Here is an 18185-nt window from a genome sequence, read left to right as displayed (position 1 = left end):
TGTCTCGCCATGACTTGCGAGGGGGAGCTTTACCTGAGCGCGATGCGTGGACCGGCAATATGGTCGGAAAGGCGCGCGTTTGTCAACGTATAGGACTAATCGGTGGGGTCGGATGGGTTACCTGCCGATCGAGCCTTCCGCGTGGACGAAGGCTGGCATATCCGGTTTGTGCCACATTGACGCCGTGAAAAAGCAGACCCTCTGCCTCTGCATGATCGTCAAGAACGAGTCGCAGGTGATCGAACGGTGCCTGAGCTCCGTACGGCACCTCATCGACCACTGGGTCATCTGCGACACCGGTTCCACGGACGGCACGCAGGAGCTGATCCGCAAACCGCTCGACGGCATCCCGGGTGAACTCCACGAGGAGCCGTGGACCGACTTCGGGCACAACCGGACCAGCAACATCCAGCGCGCCCGTGGCAAGGCCGACTACCTCCTCACCCTCGACGCGGACCACGTCATGCGCCAGGACGCCCCACTGCCCCCGCTGACGGCGACGTCCTACATGCTGCGGTACGACACACCCGGCACCCAGCACCGCTTCAAGCACCTCATGCGGGCCGACCGGACGTGGCGCTACGAAGGCGTCACCCACGAGTACCCGTGCACGGACGAGGCGGACGGGCCCGACGTGCAGGAGAACCTGGACGCGCTCGTCATCGAGGACCACGCCGACGGCGGCTGCCGCAGCGACAAGTTCGAGCGCGACGCGCGGCTCCTGCGCGGCGAACTCGAACGCGACCCCACCAACACGCGCACCGTCTTCTACCTCGCCAACACCGAACGCGACCTGGGCCACGTCCAGGAGGCGATCGCCATGTACGAGCGGCGGGCGGCGATGGGCGGCTGGCCGGAGGAGGTCTACTGCTCGCTGCTGGAGGCCGGCCTTCTCAGGGCGGAGCGGGCCGACGACTGGCCGGGCGCGATGGACGCGTTCTCCCGTGCCTGGGACACCCGGCCCGGGCGCCTCGAAGCATGTTACGAGCTGGCCTCACGCCTGCGTCTGAAGGGCCGCTACCGCACGGCGCACGCTCTCCTCGGCGATGCCGTCGGCCTCCCGGAACCGGGCGACCTGCTGTTCACCAAGGCCTGGGTGTACCGGTGGGGGCTGCTCTTCGAGTACTCCATCACCGCCTACTGGGTGGGCGACCACGCGGCCTCGGTCGAGGCCTGCGACACGCTGCTGGGCCTGCCGGACCTGCCCGAGCCGATCCGCCGCCAGACCGTGCTCAACCGCGAGTTCGCGGTCGGTCAGGTGGTCGCCGCGGTGCCCGGGCCGGCCGGCGGCCGTCACGGACGGGAGCAGACCACCGTGACGAGGGTGAACGAGGCGTAGTAGTGGCTCTGGGCGAGGCCGGCGAACCAGGCCTCGCCCCGCGTGCTGTCGATGTGGCCCTCCGCCATGGCCTGTTGCATGTTGCGGCCCAGCCCCAGGGTGTGGTCGCCGTGCTCGAAGTCGGTGAAGATCGTGGTGGTCGCGATCACGGTCTCGACGCGGAAGCCCGCCCGGACCGCCAGCCGGGCGAGGCGGCGCCCGACGGTGGCACGGCGGACCACCTTCTCGGTGGTGTAGCGGGTGCGCGGCTCGTCTCCAGGTCCTCCGCGTCCACCGCCAGGGTGTCCCGGTCGGGTTCCACCAGACCGACGAGAGCGCCGGAGCGGGTGGCGGTGTGCAACTGGGCCAGCACCTCCGAGGGCGACCGCACATGCATCAGCACCCGGTCGATCTTGGCGCGATCCACCGTCCCCGGGGCGACGGGCAGCGGGCAGGACCAAAGTCGTATGTTTACGGCCGGTGTCCCTCGTCCTGATCACTTTTCGGATACACCGCATCCGGACAGGGGGTTGGCGCGTCTACGTCGGTATGGATCTGGAGAAACCGGCCGCCGAGGCACGGCAGCCCGAGCGGCAGCCCGAAGGGTGTCTCGTCGTTGCGATTCGCCTCCCTGTGCGGATCGTCGTGCTCGTGCTGGTCGTGCCCGTACGGATGGTGTGGGACGCGCTGGTCGCCGGCGGGCGCCTCCTCACGGACGCGGTGCTGCGGCCCCTCGGGCGGGCGCTGGCCTGGGTCGCGCGGGCCGTCCTGGTCTGGCCGTTCGTCGGGCTGTGGCGGTACGTCGTCGTGCCCCTGTGCACGGCGCTCGGATGGCTCGCGAAGACGCTCGTCGTCGTGCCGCTGGTGTGGCTCTTCCGGCACGTGCTGACGCCTCTGGGCCAAGGGATCGTCTGGGTGTTCCGGGGGATCGGCGCCGGGCTGGTGTGGGTCTACGCGCGCGTGCTCACGCCGGTGGGACACGGAGTGCTGTGGGTGTTCCGGGGGATCGGCGCCGGGTTCGCGTGGGTGTACGCGCGCGTGCTCACGCCCGGCGGACACGGGCTGCTGTGGGCGCTCAGAGGGATCGGGGCGGGGATCGCCGCCGTCGGGCTCGGCCTGTACGCCGTTGTCGCGTGGCTCGCTCGGTACCTGGTCGTCGTACCCGCGAAGTGGCTGTACGAGTGGGTCCTCACGCCGGTCGGCAGGGCGATCGTCTGGTGTGCCCAGGGGCTTCAGTGGCTCGTGAGTATGGGATTCATGGGGATCGGGTTCGTCCTCCACTGGGTGCTGCGGCTGCTCCTGGTGCTGCCCGCACTCGCCCTGTGGCGCTGGGTCCTGGCGCCTCTCGGACGCGCCCTCGCCGTGGTCGGGCGCGAGGTGGGGGCCGCGCTCGGGCATGCCTGGCGCATCGCCGGGTACATCTCGCTCGCTGTCGGACGGTTCCTGGGGACCCTCCTTCGTTGGATCTTCGTGGAGCCCGTGCGCTGGGCCTACCAGGTGGTGCTGACGCCGGTCGGGCATTTCGTCCGGGACGCCGTTCTGCGGCCCGCCGCCGAGGCCGCGCGCAGTGTGGGCCGCGTCACCCGGCAGGCGCTGGCCACGGCACGCGACTCGGCACGGCAGGCACGCGCCGACTTCCGCCGGATGCTCTTCGGGGAGTCGAAGGAGGAGCGCCCGCAGGCGGTCCCCGCGCCCCGGCGGGAACCAGGAAGCGCCGACGGACGTACTCTAGGTAGCAGTACGACCGCACTCACGAAGGACTGAACGACACTGGGCAAGCGACAGCCCGAAGGCCCGCCGCCCGCACTCGCGGTGCAGCGCATCCGACTGCGCTACACCAAGCGCGGCCGCCTCCGGTTCACCAGCCACCGTGACTTCCAGCGCGCTTTCGAGCGTGCGCTGCGCCGTGCCGAGGTGCCGATGGCCTACTCGGCGGGGTTCACGCCGCATCCGAAGGTGTCGTACGCCAATGCCGCACCCACCGGCACGGGCAGTGAGGCGGAGTATCTGGAGATCGCGCTCACCGAAGCGCGCGATCCCGACAAGCTGCGTGAGCTGCTCGACGAGTCGCTGCCCACCGGGCTCGACATCGTCGACGCGGTCGAGGCCCGGACCTCCGGGCTCGCCGACCGGCTCACGGCTTCCGTATGGGAGCTGCGACTGGAGGGTGTGGCGCCCGACGACGCGCGCCGCGCCGTCGACATGTTCAACGCCGCCGAGACCGTCGAGGTCCAGCGCCTCGCCAAGAACGGCATGCGAACCTTCGACGCCCGAGGCGCGGTCGCGCACCTCGAGGCACGCGAAGCAGGCGTTGGCGCAAGTGTCGAAACTCATTTTGAGACGCACAGTCCCCAGGCCGATAGGCCGACCGACCACCCCTGTGCGATACTGCGGCTGGTTGTTCGGCACGTGACGCCTGCTGTTCGACCCGACGACGTTCTGTCCGGTCTTCGCGCCGTGGCCGACCTCGCGCCGCCGGTCCCCGCTGAGGTGACCAGGCTGGCGCAGGGGCTGTTCGATGAAGAGACCGGCACGGTGACCGACCCGCTCGCGCCCGACCGCGAGGCAGTGGTGGCCCTCTCCATGGCCACTCCGACTGCCGCCGCGTCGCAGGCGCCGGCGTAAGGAAGGTCCCGCGAAGGGACGGACGTCGTAGCGTCGCCCTCGGACTCGGGAGCCACCTGGGTCGGGCAGCGCACCGACCACAAGACTTTCGCCAGGCCGTACGCAACATGGCGTACGGAACCGGCGAGACAGGACACAGAGAGCTCCCGTGCGGCGCCCGCGCCCCGGACGGCGGCACCGCGCACTGCGCGAGCCGCGGACGTCACCGGCACCCAAGCCGGACCAGGTGCGGCGCCCGGGAGCCTGACGGGAGAACTGCCCGCATGCTCGAACCGACCGAACCCGCTTCGGAGCCCACTGAGGGTTCCGCACACGACACCCCCAGCGACACACTGCCGCCGCGCCGTCGGCGCCGCGCGGCGTCCCGCCCCGCGGGACCGCCTGTCGCCGGGACCGAGGCCGCCGCTGCGGCCGAGACCACCGCGCCGGCCATACCGGCCGCGGAGGTCGACCAGGTCGCCGTGGCCGATCAGGCCGCCGAGACCGAGCGACCCACCGAGGAAGAGGCCGCGCCCGCTCCTCGTGCGCGTCGTCGGGCCACCCGGCGCGCGTCCGCGCCCGCCGGTGCGCCCGCCAAGGCTGCCGAGGCAGCCGTTGACGAACCGGCCGTGACCGCCGTATCCGCCCCGACTGCCGAGGAGAGCGGCGAGCAGGGTGAGAAGAGTGACGAGGAGAGCGCGGCCGTAGAGGCGCCCCCCGTCGTGGAGGAGGCCGCGCCTGCTCCGCGTGCCCGTCGTCGGGCCACGCGCCGCGTCTCCGCGCCCGCCGCCGTCGAGACCGAGGCAGCCGCCCCGGAAGCTCCCGTGGCAGAGGCGCCCGCAGCAGCCGTCGAGGCTCCGGCCGAGGTGGAGGCCGAGGCCGAGACCGAGCCCGTCGCTGAGGAGGCCGGGCCGCGTCGTGGGCGTCGTCGGGTCGCCCGCAAGGCCGCTGTCGGGTTCTCCGCGCCCGCGCCCGCCGTCAAGAACGGCGAGAGCGAGGGTGGGCGGCGTCCCGCACGCCCTGCGGTCGCCGTGTTCCAGGCGCCCGTCTTCACCGAGCCGATGTTCCAGACGCCCGAGCGGGCCGCCGCAGCGGCTGCCGCCGAGGCGGCCGAAGACGTTGAGGAAATCGCGGTCGAGGAAGAGGTCGTCGAGGCCGCTCCGGTCGCCGAGGCCGTCGAGGAGCACGCACCGCGCCGCCGGCGCCGTCGCCGCGGTGGCGACGAGGAGCCCGTGGCCGCCGCGCCCGTCGTGGTCGAGGAGCCGGAGGACACGGAGAGCGTCGACGACGCCGACGAGTCCGCCGAGGACAGCGTCGACCCGGACGACGACGGCGACGAGGAAGGCCCCGGTTCGCGTCGGCGCCGCCGCCGCGGTGGCCGTCGTAGGCGCCGTGGTGAGTCCGCCGACTCCGAGGGCGAGTCCGGAGACGACGACTACGCCGCCGAGCCGACCGCGCAGGATGCCGAGGACACCGCCGACCAGGTGGACGAGGACGCCGAGGAGGACGAGCGCGACGAGCCGGGCGGTTCCGGTTCCGCCAGCAGCCGTCGCCGGCGCCGTCGGCGTCGTCGTGCCGGTGACTCCTCCGGCGAGAGTGAGCCGGTGCTGGGTGACAGCGACCCCGAGCGCACGATCGTCAAGGTCCGTGAGCCCCGCCCCAAGCGGGACGAGCACCCGAGCGACGAGGTGCAGTCCATCAAGGGCTCGACGCGCCTTGAGGCCAAGAAGCAGCGCCGCCGCGAAGGCCGGGAGCAGGGACGCCGACGCGTTCCGATCATCACCGAGGCCGAGTTCCTGGCCCGCCGCGAGGCCGTCGAACGCGTGATGGTCGTACGCCAGTACGGCGACCGCACCCAGATCGGTGTCCTTGAGGACAACGTGCTCGTCGAGCACTACGTCAACAAGGAGCAGTCGACCTCGTACGTCGGCAACGTGTACCTGGGCAAGGTCCAGAACGTACTGCCTTCCATGGAGGCCGCGTTCATCGACATCGGCAAGGGGCGCAACGCCGTCCTGTACGCCGGTGAGGTCAACTTCGAGGCGCTGGGCATGGCCCACGGGCCGCGGCGCATCGAGAGCGCGCTGAAGTCCGGCCAGTCGGTGCTCGTGCAGGTCACGAAGGACCCGATCGGCCACAAGGGTGCCCGTCTGACGAGCCAGGTCTCGCTCCCCGGCCGCTACCTGGTCTACGTCCCCGAGGGGTCGATGACCGGCATCAGCCGCAAGCTGCCCGACACCGAGCGCGCGCGTCTGAAGACCATCCTCAAGAAGATCGTCCCCGAGGACGCGGGCGTCATCGTGCGCACCGCCGCCGAGGGCGCGAGCGAGGACGAGCTGCGCCGTGACGTCGAGCGGCTCCAGGCGCAGTGGGAGGACATCGAGAAGAAGTCGAAGGGCGGCAACGCGCCGACCCTGCTGTACGGCGAGCCGGACATGACCGTCCGCGTCGTGCGCGACATCTTCAACGAGGACTTCACCAAGGTCATCGTCAGCGGTGACGAGGCCTGGCAGACCATCCACGGGTACGTGTCCCACGTGGCCCCGGACCTGGTCGACCGGCTGTCGAAGTGGACCTCCGAGGTCGACGTCTTCGCGACGTACCGCATCGACGAGCAGCTCGCCAAGGCGCTCGACCGCAAGGTGTGGCTGCCCAGTGGCGGTTCGCTGGTGATCGACAAGACCGAGGCGATGATCGTCGTCGACGTCAACACCGGCAAGTTCACCGGCCAGGGCGGCAACCTGGAGGAGACGGTCACCAGGAACAACCTGGAGGCGGCCGAGGAGATCGTGCGCCAGCTGCGGCTGCGCGACCTGGGCGGCATCGTCGTCATCGACTTCATCGACATGGTCCTGGAGTCGAACAGGGATCTGGTGCTGCGGCGTCTGCTGGAGTGCCTGGGCCGTGACCGTACGAAGCACCAGGTGGCCGAGGTCACGTCGCTGGGGCTCGTGCAGATGACCCGTAAGCGGGTCGGGCAGGGCCTCCTGGAGTCCTTCTCCGAGACCTGCGTCCACTGCAACGGCCGCGGTGTCATCGTGCACATGGAGCAGCCGACCTCCGCCGGAGGCGGCGGCAAGCGCAAGAAGCGCGGCCGTGGTGGTGCCGAGGGCGAGCACACCCACGAGCACGATGTGCTGGTCGACGGGGCCGAGGAAGAGGCTGACGTCTACGAGGAGACCGAAGCGGAGGTCGCCGCCGAGGTCGCGGCGCCCGTCGCGCTGTCGGCGCCCGTCTTCGTGCCCGACGAGGAGCTGTACAGCAGCGCTGCCGAGGCGGAGGCCGCGGCCGGCCGCGGTGGCCGTTCGAGGCGGCGTGCCAGCAGGCGGTCCTCGGCTCCGGCCGGGGCGCCGCGGGCGGACACCCGTCGTGCCGACGGGCGTTCGTCGCAGGGGCGTGGCTCGGATGCCGTCACGGCCGAGTCCGTCGTCGCCGAGGCGCCGGTGGAGGCGCAGGCGGACGTGGTGCCGGAGGTGACACCGGTCGTGGTTCCCGAGGCCGTGGCTCACGCCGAGCCCGTGGCCGTCGAGGATCCGGTGGTCGAGGCGCCGGTCGCCGAAACGCCGGTCGAGGTGCAGGACGACGCGGCTCCCAAGGGGCGTACGCGTCGGCGGGCCACCCGCAAGGTGTCGGCGCCGGCCGGTTCGCCGAAGGCGGCCGACGAGGCCGCTGCCGAGACCGTGGTGACGGCCGTCGTCGAGGCGGTGGTGGAGCCCGTGGCGGCTCCGGCTCCGGTCGAGGCACCCGTGGACACCGCGGCGGCCCCGGCGACCGACAGCGCCGCTCCGGCCCGGCCGCGGCGACGTGCCGTGCGCAAGGCCACCGCGCCGACCTCCTCCGCGGAGGCGGCCGTCATGGTCGTCCCGGCGACGGTCACCGAGCCTGCGGCGCCCGCTGACGCCGCCGAGGCCGAGGCCGAGGAGGCGGTTCCCGCGAGGAAGACGGCGCGCAAGACCGCCGCCAAGAAGGCGACCACGGCCAAGAAGGCCGCCGTGAAGAAGACCGCGGCGGTGAAGAAGACGGCCGCCAAGAAGACGACGACGGCCGCCAAGAAGGTCACGGCGAAGAAGACGGTGTCGAAGAGGACGGCTGCCGCGACCGAGCAGTCGGCCGAGGCGTCCGTCTCGGCGGCCACGGAGGACTGACTTCCTCAGTCCGGTGGCCGCGCACCGGTGCGGTAGCCGGCAGTGGTTCGACCGGCAGTGGTACGGCGGTCCGTCCGGGTTTCTCCGGGCGGGCCGCCGCCGTCGTCGGGGGGTTTGCGAGCCTCGTGGGCGGGGGATGAGGGCTCGGTTTGACCCGTTCAGGTCGGGCCCGTAATCTTGAGCGTCGGCGTGTCCATAGTTTTTCCGTGACACGCCACATCCCCGTAAACCTCGTCCTCCTGAGCGCCGGGCATTTCGGTGCGGCGGGAGAGGCCACTCGCTTTTGCCGGGCGGCTGGACTGCGGGGGTGTCGATCCCGAGCAAGAGAGTGAGATCTGCGTGTACGCCATCGTGCGCAGCGGTGGTCGCCAGCACAAGGTTGCTGTCGGCGACATCGTTGAGGTTGACAAGATTTCCACTGCCAAGGTTGGCGACACGGTCGAGCTCTCGACCCTGCTCGTTGTCGACGGCGACGCCGTGACCAGCGACCCCTGGGTGCTGGCCGGGATCAAGGTTCAGGCCGAGATCGTGGACCACCACAAGGGCGTCAAGATCGACATCCTTCGCTACAAGAACAAGACCGGTTACCGCCGTCGTCAGGGCCACCGCCAGCAGTACACGGCGATCAAGGTCACTGAGATCCCCGCGGCTGCGAAGTAAGGGTAGGGACTGAGACATGGCACACAAGAAGGGCGCATCGTCCACTCGGAACGGTCGCGACTCAAATGCCCAGCGGCTCGGCGTGAAGCGCTTCGGCGGTCAGGTCGTCAACGCCGGTGAGATCCTGGTCCGCCAGCGTGGCACCCACTTCCACCCCGGCGCGAGCGTCGGCCGTGGCAAGGACGACACGCTGTTCGCGCTGGCCGCCGGTGCGGTGGAGTTCGGTACCCACCGTGGACGCAAGGTCGTGAACATCGTTCCGGTCGCCTGATCGGTTCTTTCGCGAGGCGGACCTCACTTCCCGTACGGGAAGCGGGTCCGCCTTTCGCGTGTTTCAACTGTGCAGAGATTTCTGCGCAGAGATTTCCGTACGTAACTGGAGGCACATCCCATGACCACCTTCGTGGACCGCGTCGAGCTGCATGTCGCCGCGGGTAGCGGAGGTCACGGCTGTGCCTCCGTCCACCGTGAGAAGTTCAAGCCGCTCGGCGGGCCCGACGGCGGCAACGGCGGACACGGCGGTGACGTGATCCTCACCGTCGACCAGTCCGTCACCACGCTGCTCGACTACCACCACTCCCCGCACCGCAAGGCGACCAGCGGCAAGCCCGGCGAGGGCGGCAACCGGTCCGGCAAGGACGGACAGGACCTGGTTCTGCCGGTGCCGGACGGGACGGTCGTTCTCGACAAGGACGGCAACGTGCTGGCCGACCTGGTCGGACACGGGACCTCGTACGTCGCCGCCGAGGGCGGGCGCGGAGGGCTCGGCAACGCCGCGCTGTCCTCGGCCCGGCGCAAGGCGCCCGGTTTCGCGCTGCTCGGTGTGCCCGGGGGGCTGCGGGACATCGTCCTGGAGCTCAAGACCGTCGCCGACGTGGCGCTGGTGGGGTACCCGAGCGCCGGCAAGTCGTCGCTGATCTCGGTGCTGAGTGCCGCCAAGCCGAAGATCGCCGACTATCCGTTCACGACGCTTGTGCCCAACCTGGGTGTCGTGACCGCTGGGGCCATGGTCTACACGATCGCCGACGTGCCCGGGCTCATCCCCGGGGCCAGCCAGGGCAAGGGACTCGGGCTGGAGTTCCTGCGGCACGTGGAGCGGTGCAGTGTGCTCGTGCATGTGCTGGACACGGCGACGCTGGAGTCCGAGCGCGATCCCGTCTCCGACCTCGACATCATCGAGGAGGAGCTGAAGCAGTACGGGGGGCTGGGGGACCGGCCGCGCATCGTGGTCCTGAACAAGGTCGACGTGCCGGACGGTCTGGACCTCGCCGAGATGGTGCGACCCGAGCTGGAGGCCCGTGGATACCGGGTGTACGAGGTGTCCGCCGTCGCCCATATCGGGCTGAAGGAACTGTCGTTCGCGCTTGCCGAGGTCGTCGGGCAGGCGCGGGCCGCCAAGCCCAAGGACGAGGAGACCCGGATCGTCATCCGGCCGAAGGCCGTCGACGACGCGGGCTTCACCGTCGTCCAGGAGGAGGACGGACTCTTCCGCGTGCGGGGCGAGAAGCCCGAACGCTGGGTGCGGCAGACCGACTTCAGCAACGACGAGGCGGTCGGCTATCTCGCGGACCGGCTCAACCGGCTGGGCGTCGAGGACAAGTTGATGAAGGCGGGTGCCCGGGCCGGGGACGGCGTCGCCATCGGTCCCGAGGACAACGCCGTGGTGTTCGACTGGGAGCCGACGGTCATGGCCGGGGCGGAGATGCTCGGGCGGCGTGGTGAGGACCATCGCCTGGAGGAGCCGAGGCCTGCTGCGCAGCGGCGGCGGGATCGGCAGGCTGAGCGGGATGACGCGCAGCAGGAGTTTGACGACTTCGAGCCGTTCTAAGGGGTTCGGTGGGGTGGGCGGTGGGGTGTTTCGCCCCCGCCGCCCCTACCCGTCCCATCCTGTTCCTGGGGGCTGCGCCCCCAGACCCCCCTCCGGCCCTGAACGGGCCTTGTCCTCAAACGCCGGACGGGCTGGAGGTGCGGGTCGGCGCTTGAAGGTGCCGGCGGCGCTGTAAATGAGACCCCGCCCGTGGGTCTGTAAAAGTCATTTCCTATGATCACCCCCTGTTCATTCCTCAGGGGTCTCCTGTTTGTCCGTGTGCTTACGCTGCCATGGGAGCTTCCGTAGGTCCAAGAGGCCTCCCAGGCAACGGAGTTCGACGGTGAGTGGAGTCGTTTCGCCCGGCAGACGCCGGTTTATGGCTGTCGGTGCCGGCGTCGTCGGGGCCGCCGCGTCCGGGCAGTTGCTGCTGGCCGGGACCGCTCGGGCCGCGCAGAGCCCGTTGCCCGCCGGGGTGTTCAGCCTCGGGGTCGCCTCCGGGGACCCCCTGCCCGACGGTGTCGTGCTGTGGACCCGGCTCGCTCCCGACCCGCTCCACGGTGGCGGAATGCCCGACCGGGCCGTGGTCGTGGAGTGGCAGATCTCCGAGGACTCCCGGTTCCGGCGCAAGGTGAAGCGCGGATATGCCTGGGCGCGGCCCGAGTTGGGGCACAGCGTGCACGCCGATGTGCGGGGACTGCTCCCCGACCGGCACTACTGGTACCGGTTCCGGACCAGCGGGCAGCTCTCGCCGGTGGGCCGTACCCGTACCGCTCCCCGGCAGCTCGTCTCCGGCAGCCATCTTCGGCTCGCCCTCGCCTCCTGCCAGAACTGGCAGCACGGCTACTTCACGCCGTACGCCGACATGCTCGCGCAGGACCCGGACGTCGTCGTCTTTGTCGGCGACTACATCTACGAGTCCGCGCCCGCGACCACCGGCGTACGCAAGCACGAGGGCTCCGGAGAGCCGACCACCCTCGTCCAGTACCGCAACCGGTACGCCCAGTACCACAGCGACCCGCACCTCAAGGCGATGCACGCCGCCGCACCCTTCGTCGTCACCTTCGACGACCACGAGATAGACAACGACTTCGCCGGGGACGTCCCGCAGGATCCCGACAAGCAGACGCCGGAAGCCTTCGCCGCACGTCTCACCGCCGGCTACCAGGCCTACTACGAGCACATGCCCGTGCGGGCCACGGCCGTGCCCAACGGTCCCCATATACGGATGCACCGGCGGCTCGACTTCGGACGCCTCGTGCGGCTCAACGTGCTCGACACCCGGCAGTTCCGCAGCGACCAGGCCACCAGTCAGGCCGGCGCCCAGGACCCGGCGATGACCATGCTCGGCGCCGCGCAGAAGCAGTGGCTGCGCAGCAGCCTGCACGGGTCGCAGGCCCGCTGGAACCTCATCGCCTCGCAGATCATGATGGCCGAGACCGACCTCAAGATCGGCGACGGCAAGCTCTGGTACTACGACGCCTGGGACGGTTACCAGGTCGAACGCAACGCGCTGCTCGCCGAGTTCGCGAATGTGCGCAACCCCGTGGTCCTCTCCGGCGACCGTCACGTCACCATGATCAGCGACCTCAAGCGGGACTTCGCCGATCCCCGTTCGGCGGTCGTCGGTTCCGAGTTCGTGGGTACGTCGATATCCAGCGGCGGGGACCAGGACGCCGTCGCCTTCCACCAGCAGTGGGACGCGCTGAAGGGTGACAATCCGCACTGGAAGGTCATCGACAACCACCGCGGCTACCACCTCTTCGACATCCGGCGCGCGGGTATCGACGCCCAGGTCCGGATCGCGGACACCGTGACCAGATCCACCTCCGCCTCCCGAACTCTCGCGAAGCTCCATGTGGAGTCCGGAAAGCCGGGGGTGCGGAAGGTCTGACGGCGAAAAAAAGGGGGCGCGGGGCGGCCGTCCGTGGAATCGCCGACGCAATTCTGTGCCATTCCTCACAGCCATTCCGGCGGTGCCGGGTGAATGACAGGTGGCGCACGCATATGCGACGGAGGGCGCTCACCTTGCACTGCGGTAACGGCAGGTGGGACGATTTCAAGGTTCTCCGTTGCCCCGAGGTAGGTCGCCCGTGTCCCAGCACAAAGCCAAGCCCCGCACCACCGCCGTCGTCCTCGCGGGCGGCACCGGTCAGCGGGTGGGTCTGTCGATTCCGAAGCAGTTGCTGAAGATCGCGGGCAAGGCGGTCATCGAGCACACCCTCAGCACCTTCGAGCACGCGGACTCGATCGACGACGTCATCGTCCTGATGGCCCCCGGCTATGTGCCGGACGTCGAGAAGATCGTCGCCAAGGCCGGATTCAAGAAGGTCACCCGGATCATCGAGGGCGGCGCGACCCGCAACGACACCACCGAGCGGGCCATCGAGGCCCTGGGGGAGGGCCTGGCCGACGGTGAGGACGCCAACGTCCTGTTCCACGACGCCGTACGGCCGCTGCTGTCCCAGCGGGTCATCGACGACTGCGTGATCGCCCTGGAGCGTTACCAGGCCGTCGACGTCGCCATTCCCTCCGCCGACACGATCATCGTCACGCGCACGCACGGCGAGGACGGTGAGTTCATCACCGAGATCCCCGACCGCTCGCGGCTGCGGCGCGGTCAGACGCCTCAGGCGTTCAAGCTGTCGACCATCCGGCGGGCCTACGAGGTCGCGGCCGGCGACCCCAACTTCCAGGCCACGGACGACTGTTCGGTCGTACTCCGGTATCTGCCGGATGTGCCGATCCATGTTGTCGCGGGCGACGAGTACAACATGAAGGTCACCCAGCCCGTCGATGTCTTCATCGCCGACAAGCTCTTCCAGCTCGCCTCCGCCGCCACGCCGGAACAGATGAGCGAGGAGGCCTACCGAGAGTTGCTCACCGGCAGGACACTCGTCGTCTTCGGCGGGTCCTACGGCATCGGCAAGGACATCGCCGAGCTGGCCGAGGGGTACGGCGCCAAGGTGTACGCCCTCGGGCGCTCGACCACGGGCACGCACGTCGAGAACCCGGAGGAGGTCGACGACGCGCTGTCCAAGGCGTACTCCGAGACCGGGCGCATCGACTACGTCATCAACACGGCCGGCGTCCTGCGGATCGGCAAGCTCGCCGAGACCGACAACGCGACCATCGAGGAAGCGCTGAAGGTCAACTACCTCGCCCCCGTGCAGATCGCCCGCTCGGCCTACAAGTACCTCGCCGAGACCAAGGGCCAGCTGCTCCTCTACACCTCCAGCAGCTACACGCGCGGCCGGGCCGAGTACAGCCTCTACTCCTCCACCAAGGCCGCGATGGTGAACCTCACCCAGGCCCTGTCGGACGAGTGGGCCGGTGACGGGGTCCGCGTCAACTGCGTCAACCCGGAGCGCACGGCCACGCCGATGCGTACGAAGGCCTTCGGCCAGGAGCCCGCGGGTTCGCTGCTGTCCTCCGAGGCGGTGGCCCGTACCTCGCTGGACGTGCTGCTGTCCGAGCTGACCGGGCATGTCATCGACGTCCGCCAGCAGGACCCGACAGCCGTGGCCGGCCGGGCCTCGGGTTTCGAACAGGCACTCGCCAGCGTTCTCGACCGGCAGAACGACGACCTGGCATAAAATCCACACCAAATTCACGAAAACCAACGGACAGACAGCCAGATAATTCCCGAGTAATTTCAGATTGTTCCCGGGTACTTTCCCAGATACAGGTTCCCCTTGATCTCCACTGCTATTCGCGTCGCCCGGGTGGGCAGCCCGGCCGAGTTGGCCGCGGCGGTCCTCATGATGCTGGGCTTCCCCTGTCTCATGCTGGCCGCGCTCCTCCCGAGCGTGCCCGCCTTCGCCGCCGCCGCCGCAGTGACCTATCTGGCGGACCACTATCTCCACCGTCGGGGCAGCTATCTGGTCAACCGCCTCAGCAAGGTGCGGGCGGGCGTCTCCATCCGGTTCCTGGTCCGGGAACTGCTGGTGCTGCTCCTGCTGGCGCGCGCGGACCTCTCCAGGAACGTGATCTTCTACGCCGCGATCGCCTGCTTCATCACCTTCTACGGCTTCCAGGCCCCGCACGGCGCCCTGATCACGCTGATCCGCAACCGCCGCCGGATGCCGGTCGCCACCCGCAACGTCGAGCTGGCCTCGCGCATCCCCATCCCCGACGCCCCGCCGCGCTTCCTGCTGGACCGCTCCACCGAGAAGATGCTCCACCTCGACCTGGCCGCGCTGACCGGCATCCTCATCACCACCGAGACCGGCTCGACGGTGTACGGCATGGTCGGCGTCGGCGTCACCCTCGGACTGGCGTTCCTTTACGTCGCCGCCCTCGCGCCCTACGTCCGGGGGCGCCGCATCCCACCGGACGCGGAGACGGTGCTCGCGGCGACGGACGCGTGGCTGCGCGAGTACCGGCCGCAGACGGTGCTGTACTTCTCCGGCTCCAAGGACTCGGCGTACCAGGTCAACATGTGGCTGGAGACGATGGAGCAGCTGGACACCCGGCCCCTGATCGTCCTGCGGGAACGCGTCATACTGCAGAACCTCGCGCCCACGACCGTCCCCGTCATCTGTGTGCCCGGCGGGATCCATCTGATGAACCTGGACCTGCGCACGGTCCGGGTCGCGCTCTACGCGGCGAACGTGGGCAAGAACATCCACCTGTTGCGCGTACCGACCATGAAGCACGTCTTCATCGGGCACGGCGACAGCGACAAGATCGCCAGCGTGAACCCGTTCAGCAAGGCCTACGACGAGGTGTGGGTCGCCGGGCGCGCCGGGCGCGACCGGTACGCGATCGCCGACGTGGGCGTGCGGGACGAGGACATCGTCGAGGTCGGGCGGCCCCAGCTGGCGCCCATCCGCGGGTCGCGGGGGGCGCCCGGAGCCCGTATCCCGACCGTCCTGTACGCGCCCACCTGGGAAGGCTGGGACGACGATCCCGGCAACACCTCCCTCCTGCTCGCCGGTGAGAACATCGTGCGCGAGCTGGTGTCGGCCGACCCGCCCGTGCGGGTGCTGTACAAGCCGCACCCCTTCACCGGCACCCGCAGTGACGAGGCCAGGGCCGCGCACGAGCGGATCACCGCGCTTGTCGAGAAGGCCGCGGTGGAGCGGGCCGCCGACCCGCGCTTCCTGGGCGACCTCGGCGAGCAGACGGGCGCCAGGGCCGACCTCGCCCGGATCGAGGCGCGGCTCGCCGAGCTGGCCGGGTCCGCCGGTGAGAAGGGCGACGAGGCGGAGGCGACCCGGGACGGGGTGATCGACGTGGAGCGGCACGAGGAGATCGCGAAGCTGCGCACCGAGTGGAACGACACGTACTGGCGTTCGTTCAGCGCCGGGGAGCACCGGGTCGTCACGGGTGCCGAACCGCGGCTGTACGACTGCTTCAACGTCTCCGACGCGATGGTCTCCGACATCTCCAGCGTGGTCTCCGACTTCATCGCGAGCGGCAAGCCGTACGCCGTGTCGGACTCGGCGGCGCTGGGCGCGGAGGAGTTCAAGCGGCAGAACACCGCCGTACGAGCCGCCGTGATCCTCTCCAACAGTGCCGCGGAACTGGGGCAGTTGCTGGACGCGGTGCGTGATCCGGCGGCCGATCCGCTGGCCGGTGAGCGGGCGGAGCTCAAGCGGTATCTGCTCGGCCCCGACGAGCCGCCGTCCATCGAGCAGTTCAACACCGCGACGGCGGACCTCGCGGTGAAGGCCGAGGCACGCAACGCTGGGCAGCAGCGGCAGGCGGCGACCGCGCGCACCTGAGGGGCCCGACCGGTGCGGAACGGCGGTGGGATCCGCCGTCCGCCCACTGGACCGACGCACGCCCGCGCCCCCTGTTCGCGTAAATTGCGCGTCAGCGCAGCCGGACGACCCGAGGGGACGAAACGCAGGTGGCAGGGGCAAGGAAGGCCGTCGCAGAGGCCCACAGGATTGTCGTCAAGGTGGGTTCCTCGTCGTTGACCACGGCGGCCGGCGGCCTCGACGCCGACCGGGTGGACGCGCTCGTCGACGTCCTCGCCACCAGCCGCAGCGGCGGTGAGAAGGAGATCGTCCTCGTCTCCTCCGGCGCCATCGCCGCAGGACTCGCCCCGCTGGGCCTGCGCCGGCGCCCCAAGGACCTGGCCCGCCAGCAGGCCGCCGCCAGCGTCGGGCAGGGGCTCCTCATCGCCCGCTACACGGCCTCCTGCGCCCGCCACGGCATCCGGGTCGGCCAGGTGCTGCTGACCTCCGACGACACCAGCCGCCGCGCCAACCACCGAAACGCCTCGCGCACCCTCGACAAGCTCCTCGCGATGGGCGCCCTCCCGGTCGTCAACGAGAACGACACCGTCGCCACGGACGAGATCCGCTTCGGCGACAACGACCGCCTCGCCGCCCTCGTCGCCCACCTCGTACGGGCCGACCTCCTCGTACTGCTGTCCGACATCGACGGCGTGTACGACGGCGACCCCAGCAAAGCCGGCACGTCCCGGATCGCCGAGGTGCGCGGCCCCGCGGACCTCGCCCATGTCGACATCGGCAGCGCGGGCAAGGCCGGCGTCGGCACCGGCGGGATGGTCACCAAGGTCGAGGCCGCCCGGATCGCCGCCGCCGCCGGTATCCCGGTGGTCCTGACAAGTGCGGTGCACGCCGCCGACGCCTTCACGGGCCGGGACACAGGCACCTACTTCCACGCCACGGGCAGGCGCTCCGCCGACCGTCTGCTCTGGCTCCAGCACGCCTCCACCCCGCAGGGCTCGCTCAGCCTCGACGACGGGGCCGTGCGCGCGGTCGTCCAGGGGCGCAAGTCGTTGCTGCCGGCCGGGATCGCCGCGGTCGAGGGCGAGTTCGTCGCCGGTGACCCGGTCGAACTGTGCGACAGCACGGGCCGCGCCGTCGCACGCGGGCTCGTCAACTTCGACGCCAAGGAGATCCCCCAGCTGATCGGCCGGTCGACGCGCGAACTGGCCCGCGAACTGGGCCCCGCGTACGAGCGCGAGGTCGTACACCGGGACGACCTGGTCATCCTGAACCCCTGAGTCACATCAGCCTTCCCTTTTGACTTCAGTCCCGCAAAGGCCGAAAACAGGGGGAACGCCCCGTAATTCCGCCCGCCGTGAGGTGGACGTTCCGCAAAAGTGCCCCATGAAGCGTGCGCACCTGCTTCTCTCTGTTTCAGGGAGATTCCGCACGACCATCGGGTGAAGGAGGCCGCCGTGAGACGAGTGCGCCCTGGGGCGGCGACGTCCCGCGGTGGAACCGCCTCCCGCAAGGTGGGCGAGGAGCGCGCCCTGACCAGCGTCGCGGCGGGCGCCCGCTTCGAGGAGGCGTTCGAGGAGCCGAAGGACCTGCCGCGCCTGTGGCATGTCACGCTCAGCGTCTCCGGCGCCGAGGCCCCGCTGAAGGAGGTCCGGCGCGGTCTGGAACAGCTCGCTCACGACCACCCCTTCCTGCTGACCAGCAGATACGCCAACGACCACGCGGAGATCCGCTACTGGGAGGAGGCCCGCGATCTGCACGACGCCGCGGCCGTCGCCCTGCGTCTGTGGGGCGAGCACCGCCAGACCGCGAAGCTGCCGCCCTGGGAGATCGTCGGTCTGGAGGTCATCGACCGCGAGACCTACCACTACCGCATCGCCGAGGGCTTCGGCCCGCTGCCGGCGACCCCGGTGGGCGTCCACCCCTTCTAGCTGGTTTCCAGGCCC

The 18185-nt window shown here is 70.1% G+C and carries 13 protein-coding genes; 12 read left to right on the top strand and 1 reads right to left on the bottom strand.

Going from position 1 to position 18185, the window contains the following annotated elements; genetic code table 11:
• Positions 1-184 precede the first annotated feature (184 nt).
• Positions 185-1339, top strand: coding sequence for a glycosyltransferase (locus QA861_RS39375; RefSeq protein ID WP_334593627.1), 1155 nt, complete (start codon positions 185-187; stop codon positions 1337-1339).
• On the opposite strand, the gene QA861_RS39370 is transcribed toward QA861_RS39375, so the two are convergent.
• Positions 1294-1560, bottom strand: coding sequence for a methyltransferase domain-containing protein (locus tag QA861_RS39370; RefSeq protein WP_334593625.1), 267 nt, complete (start codon positions 1558-1560; stop codon positions 1294-1296). The two genes, QA861_RS39375 and QA861_RS39370, sit on opposite strands and share 46 nt — an antisense overlap.
• Before the next feature lie 307 nt (positions 1561-1867).
• On the opposite strand from QA861_RS39370, the gene QA861_RS39365 reads away from it, so the two are divergent.
• From QA861_RS39365 to QA861_RS39315, 11 genes are all read left to right on the top strand, one after another.
• Positions 1868-3082 carry a hypothetical protein gene (locus QA861_RS39365; protein WP_334593623.1) on the top strand — a complete coding sequence of 405 codons (1215 nt, stop codon included), beginning with the start codon at positions 1868-1870 and terminating at the stop codon, positions 3080-3082.
• A 48-nt stretch (positions 3083-3130) separates the two neighbouring features.
• On the top strand, positions 3131-3943 hold the full coding sequence (locus QA861_RS39360) for a TIGR03936 family radical SAM-associated protein (protein ID WP_334593622.1): 813 nt from the start codon (positions 3131-3133) through the stop codon (positions 3941-3943).
• 263 nt (positions 3944-4206) lie between these two features.
• Positions 4207-8067, top strand: coding sequence for an Rne/Rng family ribonuclease (locus QA861_RS39355; RefSeq protein ID WP_334593621.1), 3861 nt, complete (start codon positions 4207-4209; stop codon positions 8065-8067).
• 339 nt (positions 8068-8406) lie between these two features.
• Complete coding sequence (gene rplU / locus QA861_RS39350) at positions 8407-8727, top strand: 50S ribosomal protein L21 (RefSeq protein ID WP_006374708.1); 321 nt, start codon at positions 8407-8409, stop codon at positions 8725-8727.
• Positions 8728-8743: 16 nt separating this feature from the next.
• Entirely contained in the window at positions 8744-8998 is a 255-nt protein-coding gene (rpmA, locus tag QA861_RS39345; RefSeq protein WP_006374707.1) for a 50S ribosomal protein L27, read from the top strand.
• 120 nt (positions 8999-9118) lie between these two features.
• Positions 9119-10555, top strand: a complete 1437-nt coding sequence (gene obgE, locus QA861_RS39340) for a GTPase ObgE (protein ID WP_334593616.1) — start codon at positions 9119-9121, stop codon at positions 10553-10555.
• Positions 10556-10913: 358 nt separating this feature from the next.
• Positions 10914-12428 carry an alkaline phosphatase D family protein gene (locus tag QA861_RS39335; protein WP_334593615.1) on the top strand — a complete coding sequence of 505 codons (1515 nt, stop codon included), beginning with the start codon at positions 10914-10916 and terminating at the stop codon, positions 12426-12428.
• Positions 12429-12627: 199 nt separating this feature from the next.
• The gene (locus QA861_RS39330; protein WP_334593613.1) at positions 12628-14130 is read left to right on the top strand and encodes a D-ribitol-5-phosphate cytidylyltransferase; all 1503 of its coding nucleotides are present in this window, start codon (positions 12628-12630) and stop codon (positions 14128-14130) included.
• Positions 14131-14229: 99 nt separating this feature from the next.
• Positions 14230-16263: a hypothetical protein gene (locus QA861_RS39325; RefSeq protein ID WP_334593611.1), complete on the top strand. Its 2034-nt coding sequence runs from the start codon at positions 14230-14232 to the stop codon at positions 16261-16263.
• 128 nt (positions 16264-16391) lie between these two features.
• Positions 16392-17519, top strand: a complete 1128-nt coding sequence (proB, locus tag QA861_RS39320) for a glutamate 5-kinase (RefSeq protein ID WP_334593610.1) — start codon at positions 16392-16394, stop codon at positions 17517-17519.
• A 186-nt stretch (positions 17520-17705) separates the two neighbouring features.
• Positions 17706-18170: a DUF8830 family protein gene (locus tag QA861_RS39315; protein WP_334594992.1), complete on the top strand. Its 465-nt coding sequence runs from the start codon at positions 17706-17708 to the stop codon at positions 18168-18170.
• Positions 18171-18185 lie beyond the last annotated feature (15 nt).

The organism is Streptomyces sp. B21-083 (assembly GCF_036898825.1).
Lineage (GTDB): Bacteria > Actinomycetota > Actinomycetes > Streptomycetales > Streptomycetaceae > Streptomyces.
This window is presented reverse-complemented; position numbering and strand designations above follow the sequence as displayed.

Bases quoted from the DNA above. Each gene is read 5' to 3' on its own strand.
- QA861_RS39365 (WP_334593623.1), top strand. From the start codon at position 1,868: ATGGATCTGGAGAAACCGGCCGCCGAGGCACGGCAGCCCGAGCGGCAG.
- QA861_RS39355 (WP_334593621.1), top strand. From the start codon at position 4,207: ATGCTCGAACCGACCGAACCCGCTTCGGAGCCCACTGAGGGTTCCGCA.
- rpmA (WP_006374707.1), top strand. From the start codon at position 8,744: ATGGCACACAAGAAGGGCGCATCGTCCACTCGGAACGGTCGCGACTCA.
- obgE (WP_334593616.1), top strand. From the start codon at position 9,119: ATGACCACCTTCGTGGACCGCGTCGAGCTGCATGTCGCCGCGGGTAGC.
- QA861_RS39335 (WP_334593615.1), top strand. From the start codon at position 10,914: ATGGCTGTCGGTGCCGGCGTCGTCGGGGCCGCCGCGTCCGGGCAGTTG.